Genomic DNA, 21,565 nt, shown 5'->3' on the forward strand with positions numbered 1-21,565 from the left:
CGCCGGGCACGCAACGGCGGGAGAATGTTATATTTCTGGTCATCTTGCCAGCCGATTATACAAAGCCCCGCCCCGATCGCCAAGCACCGCGTACCGGTGCGAAGTCACACCGGCTCGTTATGGTGGCGCGTTACTCGGGCTGGCGCCAGCCGCCGCCCAGCGACTGGATCAGCGCCACGGCCGTGGTCTGGCGGTCGGACTGGGCCTGCACCAGCGCGCGGCGCGCGGTCAGCGCCGTGTTCTGGGCCGTCACCACCTCGGTGTAGGCCACCTGGCCGGCGCGGTAGCGGTTCAGCATCTGCGCCTCCACCTGGTCGGCCGCCTCGGACGCGGCGCGGCGCAGCTCCTGCTGCTCGGCCAGCGCGCGGCTGGCGGCCAGTTGGTTCTCCACGTCGGCGAACGCGGCCAGCACGGTCTGACGGTAGTGGGCGATGGCCGCGTCGCGGCCCGCCTCGGCGCCGCTCACGCGGGCCGCCGTGGCGCCCGCGTTGAACAGGTTCTCCGCCGCCGACAGTCCCAGCGACCACAAACTGTTGGACGCGTTGAACAAGCCCGCCGCCTGGCCCGCGCCGACGCCATACGACGCCGTCAGGTTCAGGCTGGGGAAATAAGCGGCGCGGGCGACGCCGATCTGCGCGTTGGCCGCCGCCACCCGGCGCTCGGCGGCGGCGATGTCGGGCCGGCGCTGCAGCAGCGTCGACGGCAGCCCGGCCGGGATCTCCGGCACGGCCGTGTGCCATGGCGCCGGCGCCAGCGTGAACGCGCCGGCCGGCTTGCCCAGCAGGACGGCGATCGCATGTTCAAGCTGGGCGCGCTGGCGCGCCACGTTGGACAGGTCGATGCGGGCGCTGGCCAGCTGGGTCTGCGCTTGCAGCACGTCGGACCTGGCGGCCAGCCCCGCGTTGAAGCGGTTGGTGGTGATGGTCAGCAGCCGCTGGTAGCCATCCACCGTGGCCGCCAGCAGCGTCTGTTGCGCGTCCGTCTGGCGCAGCGCGAAGTAGTCGGCCGCCAGTTCGCCCTGGGCCGACAAGCGGGCCGCCGCCAGATCGGCCGCGCTGGCCTGCGCGTTGGCACCCGCGCTGTCGGTGCCGGCGCGCAGCTTGCCCCACACGTCCGGCTCCCAGCTGCCGCCGATGTTCATGCGGTACTGGCCGGCGGTCTTGGTGTCGCCCCCGCCGCCGGAGCGGCCGGCGCTGCCGTTCAAATCCACCGCCGGGAACAAGGCGGCGCGCTGCTCGCTCACCAGCGCGCGCGCCTGCGCGTAGGCGGCGGCGGCAGCGGCCACGTTCTGGTTCGACACCTCGACGGCGGCGGCCAGTTCGTTGAACACCGGGTCGCCGAACAGGGTCCACCACGGGCCGCGTTCCAGCGTGTCGGCCGGCGCGGCGGGCTGCCAGCCTTGCGCCTCCTTGTAGGCGTCCGGCTGCGCCACGGCCGGCACATGGTAGGCGGGGGCGACGGCGCAGCCGCTGGCCACGCTGGCGGCAAGCGCCATGGCGGCCAGGCGCGCGCGCGTTGGAAAGTTGAGCTTCGGTTTCATGGTGGGGTCGGCGACGCAGTTGCCTGCTCGCCGTGCAGACGGCTTAAATGTTGTTCGGAGGGGCTGCGGCGGCGCAGCTTGTCGAGCAGGATGTAGACCACGGGCGTGGTCAGCAAGGTCATGAGCTGGCTGGCGATCAGGCCGCCGATGATGGCGATGCCGAGCGGCTGGCGCAGCTCCGAGCCTTCGCCGAAGCCGATGGCCAGCGGCAGCGCGCCCAGCGCGGCGGCCAGCGTCGTCATCAGGATAGGCCGGAAGCGCAGCAGGCAGGCTTCACGCACGGCCTGCACCGCGCTCAGCCCCCTGCCCCGCTCCGCCTCCAGCGCGAAGTCGATGATGAGGATGGCGTTCTTCTTGACGATGCCGATCAGCAGGAACACACCGATCAGCGCGATGATGGAGAACTCCATTTTGAACATCAGCAACGCCAGCACGGCGCCCACGCCGGCCGAGGGCAGCGTGGACAGCACCGTCAGCGGATGCACGAGGCTTTCGTACAGGATGCCCAGCACGATGTAGATCACCACGATGGCGGCCAGGATCAGCAACGGCTGCTGGCGGTTGCTCTCATCGGCGCTGCGGGCCGTGCCCTGGAAACTGCCGCGCACATTGGCCGGCATGGCGATGTCGGCCTCCGCCTGTTTCACGGCCTGCTGCGCGTCGCCCAGGCTGTAGCCGTCGGCCAGGTTGAACGACACGGTGGTGGCCAGCTCGCCGTCCTGGTGCTCGACGGAGGTGGGCGCCGAGCGTTCGGTGAAGCGCGCCAGCGCCGGCAGCGGCACCATCACATTGGCCGCCGGGTTGAGCGCGGCGCCGGTGGCCGCATCGCGCGCGGCGCCGTTGTTGCCGGCGCCGGTCGTGGCGGCGGCCGTTCCCGCCGTCGCCGCAGTGGTGATCCCGGTGGCGCTCGCAGCGGCGCTTGCCGTGGGCTTGCCCGGCACGTACACGTCGCGCAGCGCCTCCGGGCTTTGCGCGTAGCGCGGCGCCACTTCCATGATCACGTGGTATTGATTGAGTTCGTCGTAGATGGTCGACACCTGGCGCTGGCCGAAGCCGTTGTAGAGCGCATTGTCCACGTCGCGCACCGTCATGCCCATCCTGGCGGCGCTGTCCTTGTCGATCTCGACCAGGGTTTCCACGCCGTTGTCCGCCTGGTCGGTGTCCACGTCGATCAGCGCCTTCTGGGCCTTCATGGCGTCGGCCAGCCGCGCCGCCCACACTTTGAGGGCGGCGCGGTCATCGCTCTTGAGCGTGTACTGGTAGGTGGAATTGGACTGCCGCCCGCCCATGCGCAAATCCTGCACCGGGTTCAGGAACAGCGAGACCCCGCTGATGCGCGCCAGTTGCGGCCGCAGCCGCGCCATCACGGCCTGTCCCTTCTCATGCCGCTGCGATGGCGGCTTGAGCGTGATGAACATGAAGCCGCCGCCGGCGCGCGAACCGCCGGTGAAGCCGACCACCGTGTCGACGGCCGGATCGTTCCTGATCACGTTGACCAGCTGCCGCAGCTTCTTCTGCATGGCCTGGAACGAGATGCTCTGGTCGGCCCGGATGCCGCCGCTGATCTGGCCCGAGTCCTGCTGCGGGAAGAAGCCCTTGGGCGCGGCCCGGAACAGGTACACGTTCAAGCCGATCACGAACACCAGGATCAACATCACCAGCCACAGGCTGGACAGGGCCCAGTCCAGCGAATGGGCATACATGCGGTGCATCCAGTCGTAGCCGCGCTCGGCCCAGCGCGCCAGCCGGCCCGGCGGGCGCTGGTGGCCGCCCGGCTTGAGCAGCCACGCACACATCATGGGCGTGGTGGTGAGCGAAATCACCAGCGAGATCAGCACCGCCACCGACAGCGTGACGGCGAATTCGCGGAACAGCCGTCCCACCTGGCCGCCCATGAACAGCAGCGGAATGAACACGGCCACCAGCGACAGGCTGATGGACAGCACCGTGAAGCCGACCTCGCGCGCGCCCAGCAGCGCCGCCTGGAAGCGGTCCATGCCCTGCTCGATGTGGCGCGCCGTGTTCTCCAGCACCACGATGGCGTCGTCCACCACGAAGCCGGTGGCCACGGTGAGCGCCATCAGGCTCAGGTTGTTGAGGCTGAAACCCATCAGATACATGACGCCAAAGGTGCCCAGCAGCGACACCACCGTGGCCACGGCCGGCACGATAGTGGCGCGCGTGCTGCGCAGGAAGGCGCTCACCACCAGCACCACCAGCACGATCGAGATCAGCAGCGTGATCTCGATCTCCTTGAGCGAAGCGCGGATCGAATTGGTGCGGTCCGACGCCACCTGCAGCTTGACATCCTGCGGCAGTTGCGCCTGCAGTTGCGGCAGCAGCGCGCGCACGCTGTCCACCGTCTCGATCACGTTGGCGCCGGGCTGGCGCGTGATCAGCACGATCACGGCCGGTTGGCCGTTGAACAGACCCAGCGTGTTGTTGTTCTCCGTGCCGTCGATCACCTCGGCCACGTCCTGCAAGCGGATCGCCGAGCCATTGCGCCAGGCCACCACCAGCGTGCGGTAGTCTGCCGCGCTGCGCCCGCCGCGCGCGCCGTTGGGCGCGGAGTACAGCTGCAAGTGGCGCCCTTCCCCTTCGATGGCGCCCTTGGGCCGGTTGGCGTTGGTGGCCTGGATGGCGGCGCGCACGTCCTCGGTGGACACGCCGTAGCGGTTGAGCGCATACGGCAGCAGCTCCACGCGCACGGCCGGCAGCGAACCGCCGCCGATCTCCACGTCGCCCACGCCCTGCACCTGCGCCAGCTTTTGCTGCACCAGGTTGGACACGGCCTCGTAGATCTGGCCCGGGGTGCGGGTGGGCGAGGTCAGCGCCAGGATCAGCACCGGCGCGTCCGACGGGTTGACCTTGCGGTAGGTGGGATTGCTGCGCAACGTGGCCGGCAGGTCCGCGCGCGAGGCGTTGATGGCCGCCTGCACTTCGCGCGCGGCCGAGTCGATCTTGCGGTTCAGGTCGAACTGCAGGCTGACCCGCGTTTGCCCGGCGCCGGAACTGGACGTGACCTCGTTCACGCCCGCGATCACGCCCAGCCGCCGTTCCAGCGGCGTGGCCACGTTGCTGGCCATGGTTTCCGGGCTGGCGCCGGGCAGCGTGGCCGTGACAGCGATGGCGGGAAAGTCCACCTGCGGCAGCGGCGACACGGGCAGCACGAAGAACGCGGCGATGCCGGCCAGCGCGATGCCGACGGTCAGCAGCACCGTGCCGATGGGCCGGCGTACGAAGGGCGCCGACAGGTTCACGGCGCCACCCCGTCCGGCTCGTCCAACTGCGCAGGGCCGCCGGCGGACGTGCCACGACCGCCCCAGCGCCGCGCCAGCGCATCGAAGCCCAGGTAGATCACCGGCGTGGTGAACAACGTCAGCATCTGGCTCACGATCAGGCCACCGAAGATGGACAGGCCCAACGGCCGGCGCAGCTCGGCGCCATCGCCCCAGCCCAGCATCAGCGGCACGGCCGCGAACAGGGCCGCCAGCGTCGTCATCAGGATAGGACGGAAGCGCAGCAGCGCCGCCTGGTGGATCGCCTCGCGCGCCGACTTGCCCTCCTCGCGCTCGGCCTCGATGGCGAAGTCGATCATCATGATGGCGTTCTTCTTCACGATGCCGATCAGCAGGATGATGCCGATGATGCCGATCACGCCCAGATCCTGTCCGCTGACGCCCAGGGCCAGCAAGGCGCCCACGCCGGCCGACGGCAAGGTGGACAGGATGGTGAGCGGGTGGACATAGCTCTCATACAGCACGCCGAGCACGATGTAGACGCAGATCACGGCCGCCAGGATCAGCCACAATTGATTGGACAGCGAATTCTGGTAGGCGCCCGCCGCGCCGAGGAAGGTCAGCGACACGGACGGCGGCAGCTTGATTTCCTCGGCCGCCGCGCGCACGGCGTCCACCGCGTCGCCGAGCGCCACGCCAGCGGCCGTGTCGAAGCCCAGCGTGGTGGCCGGATACTGGGCCACGTGCGTGATCTGCAGCGGCGCCGGGCGCTCGACGATGGTGGCCACGGCCGACAGCGGCGTGGTCTTGCCGGAGCTGGTGCGCAGCTGCAGGTCGCCCAGCGTGGCCGGCGTGGTCAGCGCGTCCTGGCGCGCCTCCAGGATCACGCGGTACTGGTCGGTCTGCGCGAAGATGGTCGAGACGATGCGCTGGCCGAAGGCGCTGTACAGCGCGTCGTCGATGGCGGCGGCCGTGATGCCGAGCCGCGCGGCGCTGTCGCGGTCGATGCTGATGAAGGCGGCGCTGCCGGTGGCGCCGGCGTCGGACACCACGTTGCGCAGCCGGGCCTTGGCGCGCATCTGCTGCGCCAGTTTCGCGGCCCAGCCGTTGACGGTGGCGTAGTCGGCCCCTTCGAGCGACACGCGGTACTGGGTCGGCCCCGTCTCGGCGTCGATGGTCAAATCCTGGGTCGGCTGCAGATACAGGGCCACGCCGGCCACTGCGCTGGCGCGCTGGCGCAGCCGGTCCATGGTGGCATCCTGGCTGGACGTGCGCGTGCGCTTCAGGTTGATCAGCATGCGGCCCGTGTGCAGCATGGTGTTGTTGGCCGCGTCCACCCCGACCAGGGAACTGAGCGACTCCACGTCCGGATCGGCCAGCAGCGCGCGCGCCGTGGCCCGCTGCAGTTCGGCCATGCGGGCGTAGGACACCGATTGCGCCGTCTCCACGCGCGCCTGCAACTGGCCCGTGTCCTGGGTCGGGAACAGGCCTTTGGGGATGAAGATGTACATCGCCACCGTCAGCAGCAAGGTGGCCAGCGCCACCAGCAGCGTCAGGCCCTGGCGCTCCAGCACCCAGCGCAAGGCGCGGTCGTAGTGGCCGATCACGGCGTCGAAGAAGGCCTGCGTGCGGCGGGCCAGCGCGCCCGGATGCTCGTCCGCGTGGCTGCGCAGCCAGCGGCCCGACATCATGGGCACCAGCGTCAGCGACACCACGGCCGAGATCAGGATCGTGATGGCCAGCGTGACGGCGAACTCGCGGAACAGCCGCCCCACCACATCGCCCATGAACAGCAGCGGGATCAGCACGGCGATCAGCGACACGGTCAGCGAAATGATGGTGAAGCCGATCTGGGTGGCCCCCTTGAGCGCGGCCGCCATCGGCGTCTCGCCCTGCTCGATGTAGCGGGCGATGTTCTCGATCATGACGATGGCGTCGTCCACCACGAAGCCAGTGGCGATGGTGAGCGCCATCAGCGACAGGTTGTTCAGGCTGTAACCGAGCAGGTACATGACGCCGAAGGTGCCCACCAGCGAAATCGGCACGGCCAGGCTGGCGATCACGGTGGCCCGCACGCTGTGCAGGAAACCGAAGATGACCAGCACCACCAGCACCACGGCCAGCAGCAGTTCCGTCTCCACGTGCTCCACCGAGGCGCGGATGCCGGTGGTGCGGTCGCTCAGCACGTCCACCCGCAGCGCGCCGGGCAGGCCGGCCGTCAGTTCAGGCAGGCGGCTCTTGATGGCGTCCACGGTGGCGATCACGTTGGCGCCGGGCTGGCGCTGCACGTTGAGGATGATGGCCGGCTGCATGCCCGACCACGCGCCCAGCTTGACGTTCTCCGCGCTGTCGACCACCTGCGCCACGTCCTCCAGCCGCACGGGCGCGCCGTTGCGGTAGGCCACGATCAGCCGGCGGTAGTCGTCCGCCGTCAGCAACTGGTCGTTGGCGTTGATGGTGAACGAGCGGGTCGGGCCGTCGAAGCTGCCCTTGGCGCTATTGGCGTTGGCGCTGGCGATGGCGCCGCGCAGCGTGTCCAGACCCAGGCCGGCGGCGGCCAGCGCTTGCGTGTCGGCCTGGATGCGCACGGCGGGCCGCTGGCCGCCGCTCAACGTGACCAGGCCCACCCCACTGACCTGGCTGATCTTCAGCGCCAGCCGGGTGTTGACGATGTTCTGCACCTGCGTGAGCGGCATGGTGTCGGAGGTGATGGCCAGCGTGAGCACGGGCGCGTCGGCCGGGTTGACCTTGGCGTACACGGGCGGCGCCGGCAGATCGGTCGGCAGCAGCGAGGCGCCGGCGTTGATGGCGGCCTGCACTTCCTGCTCGGCCACGTCCAGCGTCTGGCCCAGCGAGAACTGCAGCGTGATGATGGAGACGCCGGCCGCGCTGGTGGAACTCATGCGCTGCAAGCCGGCCATCTGGCCGAACTGGCGCTCCAGCGGCGCCGTCACGGTCTGGCCCATCACCTCGGGGCTGCCGCCCGGGTACAGCGTCTGCACCTGGATCGTGGGGAAGTCCACCTGCGGCAGCGCCGACAGCGGCAGGAACTTGAAGCCCACCAGGCCCGCCAGCACGATGGCCAACATCAGCAGCGACGTGGCGACCGGGCGCTGGATGAATGGCGCGGACGGACTCATGGCATGCTCTCCACGCGCATCGCGTCCGGCAGAAGGCTAGCCTGCGTCATTGCGCGCTCCCGCGCGGCGGGCGTTGCCCACCCTGTCCATGCTGCCCACCTTGCCAGCCACTGGCGCCGGCGCTGGCTCCCGCGCCGCCCGCACCCGCACCCGCGCCCGTGCCCGTGCCCGCGTCCGTACCTGCGCCTGTGCCCGCGCCCGTACCTGCGCCTGAACCTGTGCCTGAACTTGCGCCTGCGCCAGCGCCTCCGCCTGCAGCCGGACGGCGACCGCCATGCCGTCCGCCACCGGCGCCGGCAGCCGGCTTGTCGCCCGCCAGCACCACGCGGGCGCCGTCCTTCAGCCGGTCCGCCCCTTCCGTGATCACCTGCTCACCGGTCTGCAGGCCAGTCTTGATCTGCACCTTTTCCGCCGTCGCCTGGCCGCGCGTGACGGGCCGCAGCGACACCGTGCGGTCGGCGTTCAGCACGTACACGAAGTCGCCGCTGGCGCCGTGGCGCAGCGCCGTCACAGGCACCATCACGGCATCCTTGATGGTGAGCAGTTCCAGCCGCAGGTTGACGAACTGGCTGGGGAACAGCGTGGTCTTGTCGTTGGCGAAGCGCGCCTTGGCCTTGACGGTGCCGGTCTGGGTGTCGACCTGGTTGTCGAGCGCCGCGAATTTGCCCTCTGCCAGCGCCGTGCTGCGCGTGCGGTCGAACGCGACGGCCGGCAAGGCCGCGCCCTCGTTCACGCGCGCCAGCACGTCGGGCGCCTGGTCCTGCGGAATGGTGAAGGTGACGTCGATCGGCGCGAGCTGCGTGATGACGGCGATGCCGGCCGCGTCGCCGGGGTTGACCAGATTGCCCACGTCCACCCCGCGCAACCCCACCCGGCCGCTGATGGGCGCCACCACTTTCGTATAACCGAGGTTCAGGCGCGCCAGCCCTTCGGCCGCGCGGTCCGTCATCACCGTGCCCTGCAACTGCTTGACCAGCGCCGCCTGGGTGTCGACGTCCTGGCGCGCGATCGAATCCTGGCCCAGCAGCGTGCGGTAGCGCTCCAGCGTCAGCTTCGCGTTCTCAAGCTGGGCCTCGTCGCGCTGGCGCTGGCCGCTCGCCTGCAGCAACGCCATCTCGAACTGGCGCGGGTCGATCTCGGCCAGCACCTGACCAGCCTTGACCAGTTGCCCCTCCTTGAACAGCACCCGCCGCAAGATGCCCGACACCTGCACCCGCACGGTGGTGGTGGCGGCCGACGTGACGGTGCCCAGCGCATCGAGCGACACCGGCACATCGGCCTTCTCGGCGGTGGCCACGCCGACCGTGGTGGCCGGGCCGCCGCGCCGTCCGCCGCCTCCGCCTGGGCCACCGGGCCCGCCGGGGCCAGCCGCCATGCCGGGCGCGCCGCCGGGACCGCCCGTGCCAGCCGCCGGATGCGTCAGATACCACGCCAGCCCGCCCAGCGCGGCCATCACGGCAATGGCGATCACGCCGCCGGCCAGCCTCGCGCGGCCACCGCGCCGGCCTGGGGTTGCGTTGGATTCCTTGCTCGCTTGCGTATTCATTGCCCGTCCTCGTCATGGCCGCCGCAAGGGCGGATTGGTCCTGTCTGAAGCTTGCCATTTTACGGTCGCGCACAGCCGTTCTGTGGGCAAGTTACAAACTCGCTACAAATCCTCCCGGGGCAACACCGCTTCACAGAACCGCCTTACAAATCCGCTTTACAAATCCGCTTTACAAATCCGCTTTACAAATCTTTACCTGCGCGACATGGCAGCGTTACGGTGCCCTCGCATACTGGATTCCGTAGTCTCCTCAACCCAACCAAGGAATCGAACATGAGCATCTTCAACCGTAACACCATCGCCGCCTTCCTGCTCGGTGGCGCCCTTGCCGCCGGCGCCGGCGCCTACGCCGTGGACCGTCACCTGAACAGCGCCGGCCCCCACAGCGCCATCGACGCCACCGCCCACGTCGACCGCATGCTCAAGCACATGTACGTGGAAATCGACGTCACCGACGCCCAGAAGACCCAGATCGACCCGATCGTACGCCAGGCCATGCAGGATCTGCTGCCCATGCACGAGCAACTGCACAAGGCCCACGCGGCCGCGCTGCAATTGCTGACGGCGCCCACCATCGACCGTGCCGCGCTGGAGGCGGCGCGCGCCCAGAACATGCAGCTGGCCGACCAGGCGTCGAAACGGCTGGTGCAACTGATCGCCGACGTTGGCGACCAGCTCACCCCGGCCCAGCGCCAGAAGCTGGCCGACCACCTGTCGCGCATGCATGGCCACGGCGGCCGCATGCACCACGGTTAAGCCCTCGACTCCAGCGGGTACCGACCGGCGGCCGCTTGTGGCGGCCGCCGGCTGTCCGTAGAATGAATCCCATGGCCGACCACATCCTGCTTGTTGAAGACGATCCCCGCCTGGCCGAGATGCTCACCGAGTACCTGGGCCAGGCGGGCTTTCGCGTGCGCGCCGCGTCCACGGGCGCGGACGCACTGGCGCAACTGGCCGCCGCGCCGGCCGACGCCGTCGTGCTGGACCTGATGCTGCCCGACATGGACGGCCTGGACGTGTGCCGCCAGCTGCGCACCCGTTCCGACATTCCCGTGCTGATGCTGACGGCGCGCGGCGACGCCGTGGACCGCATCGTCGGTCTGGAGATCGGCGCCGACGACTACCTGCCCAAGCCGTTCGAGCCGCGCGAGCTGCTGGCGCGCCTGCGCGCCATCCTGCGCCGGCGCGTGGACGGCCAGCGCGACGGCCCGCCGGTACTGCGTTTCGGCCGGCTTGAAATCGACCCGGCCGGCCACCGCGCCAGCGTCGCCGGCGCGCCGTGCGAGCTGACCGCGCACCAGTTCGACCTGCTGCTGGCGCTGGCCCAGCATGCGGGCCGCGTGCTCTCGCGCGACGCGCTGATGGAACTGGTCAAGGGCGAGCAGATCGAGGCGTTCGACCGCTCGATCGACGTGCACATGTCGCGCATCCGCGCCGCCGTCGAAGACGATCCGAAGAAGCCGCGCCGCATCATCACCGTGCGCGGCGCCGGCTACCTGTTCGCCAGGGCGCAGGACTGATGTCGCGCCTCTACTTCCGCTTTTATATCGCGCTGCTGGCCAGCCTGATGCTGTTCGCGCTGGCCGTCTCGTTATTGTGGCACCGCGACGGCGGCCCGATGGACCGGGCCGACGCCACCCTGGCGCGGCTGGTGCAGAACACGCTGGCGCCGGCCGGCGCGCCGCCAGCGCAACAGCAGGCGGCGCTGGAGCGCGTGGCCAGCGGCATCCATGCGCGCATGACCTTGTATGGCCCGGACTGGACGCCGCTGGCCACCGTGGGCCCGCCGCTGCACCGGACCGAGTGGCCGCTGCGCGGCGTCGGTGGGCCGCCGCGCACGTCGTGGCTGCACCTGCCGGACGGACGCCAGCTGGTGTCGAGCCAGCCGCTCGGCTTCGCCAGCGCGCGCCAGGTGCTGCACGCCATGCTGCTGTTGCTGGTGCTGGGCGTGGCGGTGGCCGCCTACCCCATCGTGCGCCAGCTCACGCGGCGCCTGGAGCGGCTGCAGACGGGTGTGGAATCGCTGGGCGCGGGCGACCTGTCGGCCCGCGTGAAAGTGGAAGGCAAGGACGAGGTGGCGCAGCTGGCACGCAGTTTCAACCGCGCCGCCGACCAGATCGAACAACTGGTGGGCGCCCACAAGACGCTGCTGGCCAACGCCTCGCATGAATTGCGCACGCCGCTGGCGCGCATCCGGCTGGCGCTGGAACTGGTGAAGGAAACGGTCGACGCCAAACGCCGCGCCGGACTGGAACAGGACATCGCGGAACTCGACCACCTGCTCGACGAGATCCTGCTGGCCAGCCGGCTGGGTGCCATCGACGATGCGATGACGGTGGAGGATGTGGATCTGCTGGCGTTGGCCGCCGAGGAATGCGCGCATTACGACGGCGCGGAGCTGGACGGCGTCGGCGCCACCGTGCGCGGCGACCCGCGCCTGCTGCGCCGCCTGCTGCGCAACCTGCTGGAGAACGCGCGCCGGCATGGCGTGGCGCCGGCCCATGTGCGGATCGAACGCGATGACGCGGCCGGTGCGCCCACCGTCACGCTGAGCGTATGGGACAGCGGCCCCGGCATCCCGCCCGACGAATTCGAGCGCGTGTTCGAACCGTTCTACCGCCGCGCCGACGCGCGCGACGGGCACGGCGGCGCTGGCGCCGGCCTGGGCCTGGCGCTGGTGCGCCAGATCGCCCGCCGCCACGGCGGCGATGCGCGCTGCGCCACCATGCCCGACGGCCGCAGCCGCTTCGCCGTCACCCTGCCGCTGGCCTAATTCGTAGTACCGCGCAGGCGGGTATAGAACGCATGATCTATCTCATCGCTCGCGTTCGCTGGCGCAATTCGTCGTTCCCCCTGCGCGGGTACGACGAACTTAACGGCTAGGGGCTGCCGCTCTTGCCCGCTACGTCAGGGCGATTCGCACAGGCAGTGCGTGATCGCCATGAACGGCTTACGCCCCGCGCTCACCTCGTTGAGCCAGCCCAGTTCATGGGCGATGTCGGCGGCCGCGCCCGGCGGCAGGCCGGTCGTGGTCAGGCCCAGTTTCACCTGCGCGCCCACGGCCTGGGCCACGGAACCGCCGAACAGTTCGATCAGCTTGTCGAACTTGCTCGATTCACGCTCGATGTAGGTGACGCGGTAATCGTCGCCCAGCTTGGCGCGGCGGGCGGCCGACCGGATGGCATCGTTGTAGCTGCCCAGCGTGTCGACCAGGCCGCGCTCCTTGGCCTGCTGGCCGGTCCACACGCGGCCCTGGGCCACGGCGTCGATCTTCTCGGGCGTGGTCTTGCGCGCCTGCGCGGCCTTGGCGGTGAATTCACCGTAGATGTGGTTGATGCTGCTCTGGATCACCTGGCCGAAACGCGGATCGAGCGGACGCAAGGGATTGCCGGCGTCGCCCAGCCACGTGGTCGGCGCGCCGGCCGTGTGGATGCCCAGCTTGTCGATCACCTTCTCGGCCGTCGGCAGGATGGCGAACACGCCGATCGAGCCCGTGATGGTGGTGGGATCGGCGATCACCTCGTCCGACGACATGGAAATCCAGTAACCGCCCGAGGCGGCCACGTTGCCCATCGACACCACCACCGGCTTGCCGGCCTCGCGCGTCAGTTCCAGCTCGCGCCGGATCAGTTCGGACGCGAACGCGCTGCCGCCGGGCGAATCGACGCGCAGCACCACCGCCTTGATGCGGTCGTCCTCGCGCGCCATGCGGATCAGCTTGGAGGTCGAATCGCCGCCGATGGCGCCGGGGCCGGCCGTGCCGTCGCTGATCTCGCCGGCCGCGATCACCACGCCCACGGCGTCGCCGGTCAGCTTCGGATGCAAACGGGCCAGGTAGTCGTCGAACGCGATCTGGCGGAAGCTCTTGCCGTCGGGCGCGCCGCGCTGCGTCATCATCTGGCGCACCTGGTCGCGCGTCTTCAGGCCGTCCACCAACTTGGCCGCCAGCGACAGCTGGGCCAGGTCGCCGTGCACGGCCGCCAACCGGGCCGGCAGGTCGTTGATGGTCTTCATCACCTCGCCCTGGGGCAGCTTGCGGGCCTTCTCCACCTCGCCCGTGTAGGCGGTCCACAGGCCGTTGTTCAGGTAGGCGTCCGCCTCGGCGGCGGCCGGCGACGGGCCGTTGGCGATGAACGGCTCGCCGAAACTCTTGTAGGTGCCCACGCGCAGCAGGTTGACCGTCACGCCCAGCTTGTCGAGCGCGTCGCGGTAGTAATTGCGGTAGCGGCCGAAGCCCTCCAGCATCACCATGCCCATCGGGTGCAGATAGACCTCGCTGGCGTGCGCGGCCAGCAGGTACTGGCTCTGGTCATAGCTGGCGCCCCACGCCACCACCGGCTTGCCGCTGGCCTTGAAGCGGTCCAGGCCGGCCGCCACCTCGCGCAGCATGGCCTGGCCGCCGCCCTGCAGGTCGTCGGCCAGCAGCACGGCCGCGCCGATGTTGGGGTCCTTGGCGGCCGCGTCCAGCACGGCCAGCACGTCGCGCAGCTGCACCATCTTGCGCGCCTCGCCGCCGCGCACGCTGGTCAGCAGCGCCTCGCGCGCGCCGCCGCTGGTTTGCTCCACCAGCGTCCCCTTCAAGTCCAGCACCAGCGTCGTCTTCGGCGACAGCGGCTTGATGCCGCCGCCGAACAGGGCGTAGGCGATGGCGATCAGCAGCCCCAGGAACAACAGGTTCAAGACCGTGCGGCGGCCGGCGTCGATCAAACGCCAGCAAAACGCGACACCGCGGCGCGCTGCGGAAAGTGGTGAAAATGACATGGGTACTCCTGGGCGATGTAAAGCGTGACAATGTAATCCAAAAAGCAAGTCCGTGGCTAGGATGGTGCGACGGCCCCCTGCTCCTGCGCAATATACACCGGCCGCCGGAGAACGGCGTGCGCCGGCTCCCCCAGATGCGGGCCGCCACGCGCTTTTCCAGTATGATGGCGCGCCATGGAAACGGAAAAACTTCTGCTGCTGGTCGAACGTGAAATGCCGTATGGCAAATACAAGGGCCGGCTGCTGGCCGACCTGCCCGGCCACTACCTGGGCTGGATGGCGCGCGCCGGCTTCCCCGCAGGCGAGCTGGGCGGCTTGCTGGCCCTGATGTACGAGCTCGACCACAACGCGCTGCGCCATCTGCTCGATCCATTGCGCCCCCGCCGTTGAGCGGCTCGCGGGACAATGTTGCCAAAATAATACATACCACCCTTTCGGCTTGCCTATTTGGCACGCCTTCAGCATCATCGTTGACGGGGGCATGGCCGGCGCCGCGAATGTGTGGCCGCCCTGTCTCAGCGTGTGACAATGTGCGTACATTTGCAATGATATAAAGACTATATTACCGGGGAAGTGCACCACAATGAGCGGCTCGGCCGCCATCGCCATGCGCCCGTCGCGCCCGCCACAGGGGATGGGGCCCGCCACCGTGGATCCGGGTTGTTTGCTGTCTTGGAGGAAGTTCGTCATGGCTACCCATCACCACCATTGCACCTGTTTCATCATCCCGTCGGGCATGCTGCGCAAGCTGGCCGACGCCGCCGCCACGGAGGCGGAACGCCAGTGCCTGCTGGACCAGGCCGAGCATTCCGCCTATCTGCGCGGCCAGCGCTCCATCGCGCCGGCCGTGATGGGGATCAGCGCCGGCGAAAAACGCCGCACCGTCTTCGACGCCAGGCATGGCGCCACCCTGCCCGGCAAGCTGGTGCGCGGCGAGACCGACCATGCCAGCCGCGACCTGGCCGTCAACCAGGCCTTCGACGGCGCCGGCGCCACCTACGATTTCTACCTGAGCGTGCTCAAGCGCAACTCGATCGACGACAAGGGCCTGCGCCTCGATTCGACCGTGCACTACAACAAGAAATTCAACAACGCGTTCTGGAACGGCCAGCAAATGGTGTACGGCGACGGTGACGGCAAGCTGTTCCTCGGCTTCACCGGCGCCATCGACGTGATCGCCCACGAGCTCACGCACGGCGTGACCCAGTACACGGTGCCGGGCGGCCTCGTCTACCGTGGGCAGAGCGGTGCGCTGAACGAGTCGATCTCCGACGTGTTCGGCAGCATCGTCAAGCAGTGGTCGCTCAAGCAGAGCGTGGACCAGGCCGACTGGCTGATCGGCGCCGGCATCATGGCGCCGTCCGTGGGCAAGGCGCTGCGCTCCATGGCCGAGCCGGGCAACCGGGCCCTGACCTGGTCCGGCGACGACCAGCCCGCCAACATGTCCGGCTACCAGGACGACGCCGACGTGCACACCAGCTCCGGCATCCCCAACCACGCCTTCTACATCGCCGCCACCATCCTCAAAGGCAACGCCTGGGACAAAGCGGGTCCCATCTGGTACCGCGCGCTGCCGCTGCTCACCGCCAACGCCACGTTCGCGGACGCGGCCAAGGCCACCATGCAGGCCGCCGGCATGCTGTTCGGGGCCGATTCGGCCGAGCAGAAGGCCGTCCAGACTGCCTGGAAGGAGGTTGGGGTGATTTGAACGGGAGAGCCATGCGCCTCGTCTTGCGGAGTACGGGAGGTTTCACCGGGCCGGCCGGCGCGCAGACGCGCACGGTCGATACGGCGGCGGTGTCCGCCGGCGACGGCGCGCGCCTGCGCCAGCTGGTGCGCGACTGCGATTTCTTCGCCCTGCCCGGCCAGTTGCTGTCGCCGGCGCCGCAGTCGTGGGACTTCCTCTACACGCTGACGGTGCAGGCCGACGATGGCGCCAGCCACACCGTGAGCTACCACCTCGATGCGGCGCCGCCGGCGCTGCGCGAGCTGACGGCCGCCCTCGACGCGCGGGCGCCGGACTGACGCAGGCAGGAGACGGCATGAACGAGCCCGGAAACCGGCCCCGCATCCTCATCGTCGATGACGAGGCGGCCCACATGCAGGCCCTGTGCAGCACGCTGCGCGACCATGGCTACGACACGCGCGGCCACGACACCGGCCAGGCCGCGCTCGACGCGCTGCGGCCGGGCGAGTACGACCTGCTGCTGGCCGACCTGATGATGCCGGGCATGGACGGCATCACGCTGGTGCAGGCCGCGCGCGCCATCGACCCGGACCTGGCCAGCATCATCATGACGGGCGAGGGCTCGATCGCCTCGGCCGTGCGGGCCATGAAGGTCGGCGCGCTCGACTACATCATCAAGCCGTTCAAGGTGTCGACCATCCTGCCGGTGCTGGCGCGCGCGCTCGAGACGCGCATGCTGCGCCTGGAGAACGCCAAGCTGGAAAGCCAGCTGCGGGCCCACGCGGCCGAGATGGACGCGCTCAACAAGGATCTGGAGCTGGCGCGCCAGCAGGCCGAACGGGCCAACCAGGAGAAGTCGACCTTCCTGTCGCACATGAGCCACGAGCTGCGCACGCCGCTCAACGCCATCCTCGGCTTCGCCCAGATCCTCACCTCCGACAAGCTGCCGTCCACGCCCGACGAGAAGCAGGCGTTCGCGCGCCACATCCTGCAGGCCGGGCGCCACCTGCTGACCCTGATCAACGAGGTGCTGGACCTGGCCAAGATCGAATCGGGCGCCATGACGCTGTCGCTGGAGCCGGTCGCGCTGGCGCGCGTGTTCCAGGAGTGCCAGGCGATGGTCCAGCCGCTGGCCACCCGGCGCGGCATCGAGCTGCGCTTCCCGGCCCGCGTCCCGGCCCACGTGCTGGCCGACCGCACCCGCGTCAAGCAGGTGCTGATCAACCTGCTCTCGAACGCCATCAAGTACAACCGCGAACGGGGCACGGTGGCGCTCGACTGCGTGGCGGCCCAGCCGGGCCGGGTGCGCATCGCCGTGCGCGACACCGGCGCCGGCCTCACGGCGGCCCAGCTGGAACTGATCTTCCAGCCGTTCAACCGGCTCGGCCAGGAAGGCTCGGCCGAGGAAGGCACGGGCATCGGCCTGGCCCTCACCAAGCGCCTGATGGAGGCCATGCGCGGCCAGATCGGCGTGGCCAGCATGGTGGGGGTGGGCAGCACGTTCTGGATCGAGCTGCCGGCCACCGACGGGGCCGCCGCCGTGGCCCCCGAGCTGGTCGCCTTCACGCCGGTGGCGGTGCCGGCGCCGCCGCAGGCCGGTCCCGGGCCGGCCGCCGCGCCGGCCGGCGGCCACACGCTGCTGTACGTGGAGGACAACCCGGCCAACCTGCAACTGATCGACGACCTGCTGCGGCTGCGCCGCGCCAGCCCCTGCACGCTGCTGTCGGCCACCGGCGGCGAGCAGGGGCTGGAGCTGGCCCGCCAGCACCGCCCGCAGCTGATCCTGCTCGACATCCACCTGAACGGCATGGACGGCCTCGAGACGCGGCGCCGCCTGCAGGCCGACCCGGCCACGGCCCACATCCCCGTGATCGCCATCAGCGCCAGCGCCATGCCCGAGCAGGTGCGCCAGAACATGGCGGCCGGCTTTTTCCGCTATTTGACCAAACCCATCGACGTCGCCGCGTTCACCGAGGCGGTGGACAGCGCGCTGCGGCTGCCGGTGGCCACCACGGAGGAACGAGATGACACAGCCATCGGGGCCACGCTTGACCGCTAGAGGCGCCATCGCGGCGCTGGCAGGATTGCTGATCCTGATCGCGCTGGCCCTGCTGGCCGGGCGCTACGGCTGGCTGGACCTGGGCGCCACCACCCGCCCGGTGGCGGCGCTCGAGCAGGTCTCGATCGCCACCAACAGCGCCTACGCCGGCACCTGCCCGGTGGCGGCCGCGCGCGAGAACGGCTATTTCGCCGACCAGGGCCTGCTGGTCACGCTGCAGGCGCGCTCGAGCGGCAAGGCGGCGATGGAGGCCGTGATGCAGGGCCAGGCCAACCTGGGCACGGTGGCCGACATCCCCGTCATGTTCGCCGGCATCAACAACGACCCGGTGACGGTGATCGCCACCATCTTCCGCACCGAGCGCGACCACGGCCTGGTGGCGCGGCGCGACCGCGGCATCGCCACCCCGGCCGACCTCAAGGGCAAGCGCATCGGCGTCACGCTCGACACCTCGGCCCACTTCGCGCTCGACGCCATGCTCAACCGGCACGGCCTGGCGCCGTCCGACGTCACCATGGTCAACTACCGGCCCGAGGACCTGTACGACGCCATGGCGCGCGGCGAGATCGACGCGGCCGCCACCTGGGAGCCGTTCCTCGACGCCCTGCTGACCCAGCTCGGCGACAACGGGCGCGCCTTCTACGGCAAGGACATCTACGAGAGCCTGTACAACATCGCCGGCCTGCGCGACTACGTGCGCCAGCAGCCGCGCACCATGGAGAAGGTGCTGCGCGCGCTCGACCGCGGCGCGCGCTACTGCAGCAGCCACCCGGAGGCGGCGCGCGCGCTGATGAGCAGCAGCTCGCAGAGCGACGACCGCCAGCTGCGCGCCTCGTGGCCGGCCTACCGCTTCGGCGTGGTGCTCGACCAGGGCCTGATCCTGGCGCTCGAGGACGAGGCGCGCTGGGCCATGAAGAACAAGCTGACGGCCCGCACCGACCTGCCCAACTACCTCAGCTTCATCTACCTCGACGGCCTGGAGGCGGTGTCGCCGGCCGCCGTCACCATCATCCACTGACGGGGGCCCGGTGAAGATCTCAACCCGCCTCAAGCTGGCCGGCGTGCTGGCCCTGCTGCTGGTGTCGGCCATGCTGGCCGTGCTGCTGTCGACGGCCGTGCAGACCCGGCGCGAACTGGCCAAGAACGAGGCGGCCGGCGACCTGCTGCAGGGGGTGACGGCGCTGCGCTACCTGATGATGGAATACGCGCTGCGCCACGAGGAGCGCACGCGCGTCCAGTGGCAGTGGCGCAGCGCCTCGCTGAGCCAGTTGCTGCAGGCCATGCCGGCGCCGGCCGACAGCCAGGAGGAGGAATTGCTGGCCGACCTGCGCAGCAACCAGAGCAGCGTGGAGCAGCTGTTCACGCTGCTGGTGGCCAACCAGCGCCAGCTCGAAGAGGACCAGCAGCGGCGCGCCATCCACGAGGTGCTGGCCACCCGGCTGTCGGGCCAGATCACCAACAAGACCCAGGCCATGATCTCGGGCGCGCTGGTGCTGTCGCAGCGCAGCCGGGCCGGCGTGGTGCAGGCCCAGCAGCGCGCCAACGGCGCCGCCATCGCGTCCGGCGCGCTGGTGCTGGCCTTCGTCGGCATGACCTTCCTGATGGTGCGCCGGCGCGTGATCGCCCCGCTCACCACGCTGCGCGAGGGCACGGCCATCGTCGGCGCCGGCAACCTCGATTTCGCGCTCAGGATGGACACCGGCGACGAGATCGGCGAGCTGGCCAACGCCTTCGACAACATGACCGACAAGCTCAAATGGACCACCGTCTCGCGCGATGAGCTGGGCCGCAGCAACGACGCGCTGCAGACCGAGATCGTGGTGCGCCAGCAGGCCGAGCACAAGGTGCAGGCCCAGCTGGGCCGGCTCAACCTGCTGCACCAGATCACGCGCTCGATCGGCGAGCGGCTCGATCTGCGCAGCATCTTCCAGGTCGTCATCCGCAGCCTGGAGGACCAGCTGCCGGTCGACTTCTGCTGCATCTGCCTGTACGACCAGGGCCAGAACATGCTCGACGTGAGCAGCGTGGGCCTGCGCAGCTCGGCCCTGGCGCTGGAGTTCTCGATGACCGAGCACAGCCGCGTGCCGATCGACCAGAACGGCCTGTCGCGCTGCGTGGCCGGCCTGCTCGTGTACGAGCCCGACATCCAGGCCGTCGACTTCCCCTTCCCCCAGCGCCTGGCGCGCGGCGGCCTGCGGGCGCTGGTGATGGCGCCGCTGCTGGCCGAGAGCACCGTGTTCGGGGTGCTGGTGGCGGCCCGCCACGACGCCAACAGCTTCTCGAGCGGCGAATGCGAATTCCTGCGCCAGCTGAGCGAGCACGTGGCGCTGGCCGCCAACCAGGCCCAGCTCTACAGCGCCCTGCAGCGCGCCTACGACGACATCCGCCAGACCCAGCAGACGGTGATGCAGCAGGAGCGCTTGCGCGCGCTGGGCCAGATGGCCAGCGGCATCGCGCACGACATCAACAACGCCATCTCGCCCGTGGCGCTGTACACGGAATCGCTGCTCGAGACCGAGCCGAACCTGAGCCCGCGCACGCGCGAGAACCTGGAGGTGATCAAGCGCGCCATCGACGACGTGGCCGCCACGGTGGCGCGCATGCGCGAGTTCTACCGCCAGCGCGAGCCGCAGCTGACCTTGACGCCGGTGGACGCCAACCTGCTGCTGCAGCAGGTGATGGACTTGACGCGCGCGCGCTGGAGCGACATGCCGCTGCAGCGCGGCATCGTGATCCGCATGGTGACCGAGCTGGCCCCGGACCTGCCGCCGATCCACGGCATCGAGGGCGAGATCCGCGAGGCGCTGACCAACCTGATCTTCAACGCCGTCGACGCCATGCCCGACGGCGGCACGCTCACGCTGCGCACGCGGCTGCGCCGCGGCCAGCCCGACGGCGTGCATCCGCCCGCCTCGCAGGTGCTGATCGAGATCGCCGACAGCGGCGTGGGCATGGACGAGGCGACGCGGCGCCGCTGCCTGGAACCGTTCTTCACCACCAAGGGCGAACGGGGCACGGGGCTGGGGCTGGCCATGGTGTACGGCATGACCGAGCGCCACGGCGCGGCCATCGAGGTCGAGACCCGGCCCAACGCCGGCACCACCATGCGGCTGCGCTTCCCGGTGCAGGCCAACGCCGGCGACACGGTGCCGGTGCAGCACGGCACGCCGCCGTCGGCGCGCCGCATCCTGGTGGTGGACGACGACCCGATGGTGCTCAAGTCGCTGCGCGACATCCTCGAGATCGACGGCCACACGGTCACCTCGGCCGACGGCGGCCAGGCTGGCATCGACACCTTCGCCGCCGCCGTCCACGGCGCCACGCCGTTCGAGCTCGTCATCTCGGACCTGGGCATGCCCTACATCGACGGGCGCAAGGTGTCGGCCGCCATCAAGGAACTGTCGCCCGCCACGCCCATCATCCTGCTCACGGGCTGGGGCCAGCGCCTGCTGACCGATGGCGACACCCCCAACCACACCGACTGCGTGCTGAGCAAACCGCCCAAGCTGCGCGAACTGCGCGCCGCCCTGACCCAGCTGCTGGGCAGCGGCACGGCGCCCGAGGAATCGGAACTGCTGGGCGAAAAATGAGAT

General features: G+C 69.9%; 14 protein-coding genes. 9 read left to right on the forward strand and 5 right to left on the reverse strand.

What is annotated here, in order from left to right; translation table 11 throughout:
• Window positions 1–130: 130 nt before the first annotated feature.
• Genes AC1RQG_RS10810 through AC1RQG_RS10825 form a run of 4 tightly spaced genes read right to left on the reverse strand, consistent with a single transcriptional unit; the run spans window position 131 to window position 9,465 of the window.
• Window positions 131–1,540, reverse strand: coding sequence for an efflux transporter outer membrane subunit (locus AC1RQG_RS10810; RefSeq protein ID WP_493131107.1), 1,410 nt, complete (start codon window positions 1,538–1,540; stop codon window positions 131–133).
• Entirely contained in the window at window positions 1,537–4,800 is a 3,264-nt protein-coding gene (locus AC1RQG_RS10815; protein ID WP_493131109.1) for an efflux RND transporter permease subunit, read from the reverse strand. Before AC1RQG_RS10815 ends, AC1RQG_RS10810 begins: the two co-directional genes overlap by 4 nt.
• Window positions 4,797–7,919: an efflux RND transporter permease subunit gene (locus AC1RQG_RS10820; protein WP_493131111.1), complete on the reverse strand. Its 3,123-nt coding sequence runs from the start codon at window positions 7,917–7,919 to the stop codon at window positions 4,797–4,799. The genes AC1RQG_RS10815 and AC1RQG_RS10820 overlap by 4 nt, the downstream gene beginning before the upstream one ends.
• Window positions 7,920–7,965: 46 nt before the next feature.
• Window positions 7,966–9,465, reverse strand: coding sequence for an efflux RND transporter periplasmic adaptor subunit (locus tag AC1RQG_RS10825; protein ID WP_493131113.1), 1,500 nt, complete (start codon window positions 9,463–9,465; stop codon window positions 7,966–7,968).
• A gap of 273 nt (window positions 9,466–9,738) precedes the next feature.
• Here AC1RQG_RS10825 and AC1RQG_RS10830 point away from each other — a divergent pair, with 273 nt between their 5' ends.
• From AC1RQG_RS10830 to AC1RQG_RS10840, 3 genes are all read left to right on the forward strand, one after another.
• A complete protein-coding gene (locus AC1RQG_RS10830; RefSeq protein WP_493131115.1) occupies window positions 9,739–10,221 on the forward strand; it encodes a Spy/CpxP family protein refolding chaperone in 483 nt (160 codons plus the stop codon).
• A gap of 71 nt (window positions 10,222–10,292) precedes the next feature.
• Window positions 10,293–10,985 carry a response regulator gene (locus tag AC1RQG_RS10835; protein ID WP_493131117.1) on the forward strand — a complete coding sequence of 231 codons (693 nt, stop codon included), beginning with the start codon at window positions 10,293–10,295 and terminating at the stop codon, window positions 10,983–10,985.
• Window positions 10,985–12,238 carry a sensor histidine kinase gene (locus tag AC1RQG_RS10840; protein ID WP_493131119.1) on the forward strand — a complete coding sequence of 418 codons (1,254 nt, stop codon included), beginning with the start codon at window positions 10,985–10,987 and terminating at the stop codon, window positions 12,236–12,238. The genes AC1RQG_RS10835 and AC1RQG_RS10840 overlap by 1 nt, the downstream gene beginning before the upstream one ends.
• A gap of 134 nt (window positions 12,239–12,372) precedes the next feature.
• Here AC1RQG_RS10840 and sppA read toward each other — a convergent pair whose 3' ends face one another.
• Window positions 12,373–14,226: a signal peptide peptidase SppA gene (sppA, locus tag AC1RQG_RS10845; RefSeq protein WP_493131121.1), complete on the reverse strand. Its 1,854-nt coding sequence runs from the start codon at window positions 14,224–14,226 to the stop codon at window positions 12,373–12,375.
• A gap of 174 nt (window positions 14,227–14,400) precedes the next feature.
• On the opposite strand from sppA, the gene AC1RQG_RS10850 reads away from it, so the two are divergent.
• The 6 genes from AC1RQG_RS10850 (at window position 14,401) to AC1RQG_RS10875 (ending at window position 21,562) form a co-directional block, all read left to right on the forward strand.
• Complete coding sequence (locus AC1RQG_RS10850) at window positions 14,401–14,616, forward strand: DUF3820 family protein (protein WP_493131123.1); 216 nt, start codon at window positions 14,401–14,403, stop codon at window positions 14,614–14,616.
• Window positions 14,617–14,914: 298 nt separating this feature from the next.
• Window positions 14,915–15,934, forward strand: coding sequence for a M4 family metallopeptidase (locus AC1RQG_RS10855; protein ID WP_493131125.1), 1,020 nt, complete (start codon window positions 14,915–14,917; stop codon window positions 15,932–15,934).
• 11 nt (window positions 15,935–15,945) lie between these two features.
• A complete protein-coding gene (locus tag AC1RQG_RS10860) occupies window positions 15,946–16,251 on the forward strand; it encodes a protealysin inhibitor emfourin (protein ID WP_493131127.1) in 306 nt (101 codons plus the stop codon).
• A gap of 17 nt (window positions 16,252–16,268) precedes the next feature.
• Window positions 16,269–17,972 carry an ATP-binding response regulator gene (locus AC1RQG_RS10865; RefSeq protein WP_493131129.1) on the forward strand — a complete coding sequence of 568 codons (1,704 nt, stop codon included), beginning with the start codon at window positions 16,269–16,271 and terminating at the stop codon, window positions 17,970–17,972.
• On the forward strand, window positions 17,962–18,990 hold the full coding sequence (locus tag AC1RQG_RS10870) for an ABC transporter substrate-binding protein (protein WP_493131131.1): 1,029 nt from the start codon (window positions 17,962–17,964) through the stop codon (window positions 18,988–18,990). The genes AC1RQG_RS10865 and AC1RQG_RS10870 overlap by 11 nt, the downstream gene beginning before the upstream one ends.
• Before the next feature lie 10 nt (window positions 18,991–19,000).
• Window positions 19,001–21,562, forward strand: coding sequence for a hybrid sensor histidine kinase/response regulator (locus AC1RQG_RS10875; RefSeq protein WP_493131133.1), 2,562 nt, complete (start codon window positions 19,001–19,003; stop codon window positions 21,560–21,562).
• The last annotated feature ends 3 nt before the right edge of the window (window positions 21,563–21,565 follow it).

It is taken from the genome of Rugamonas sp. GW822-FHT03B10 (assembly GCF_058801745.1).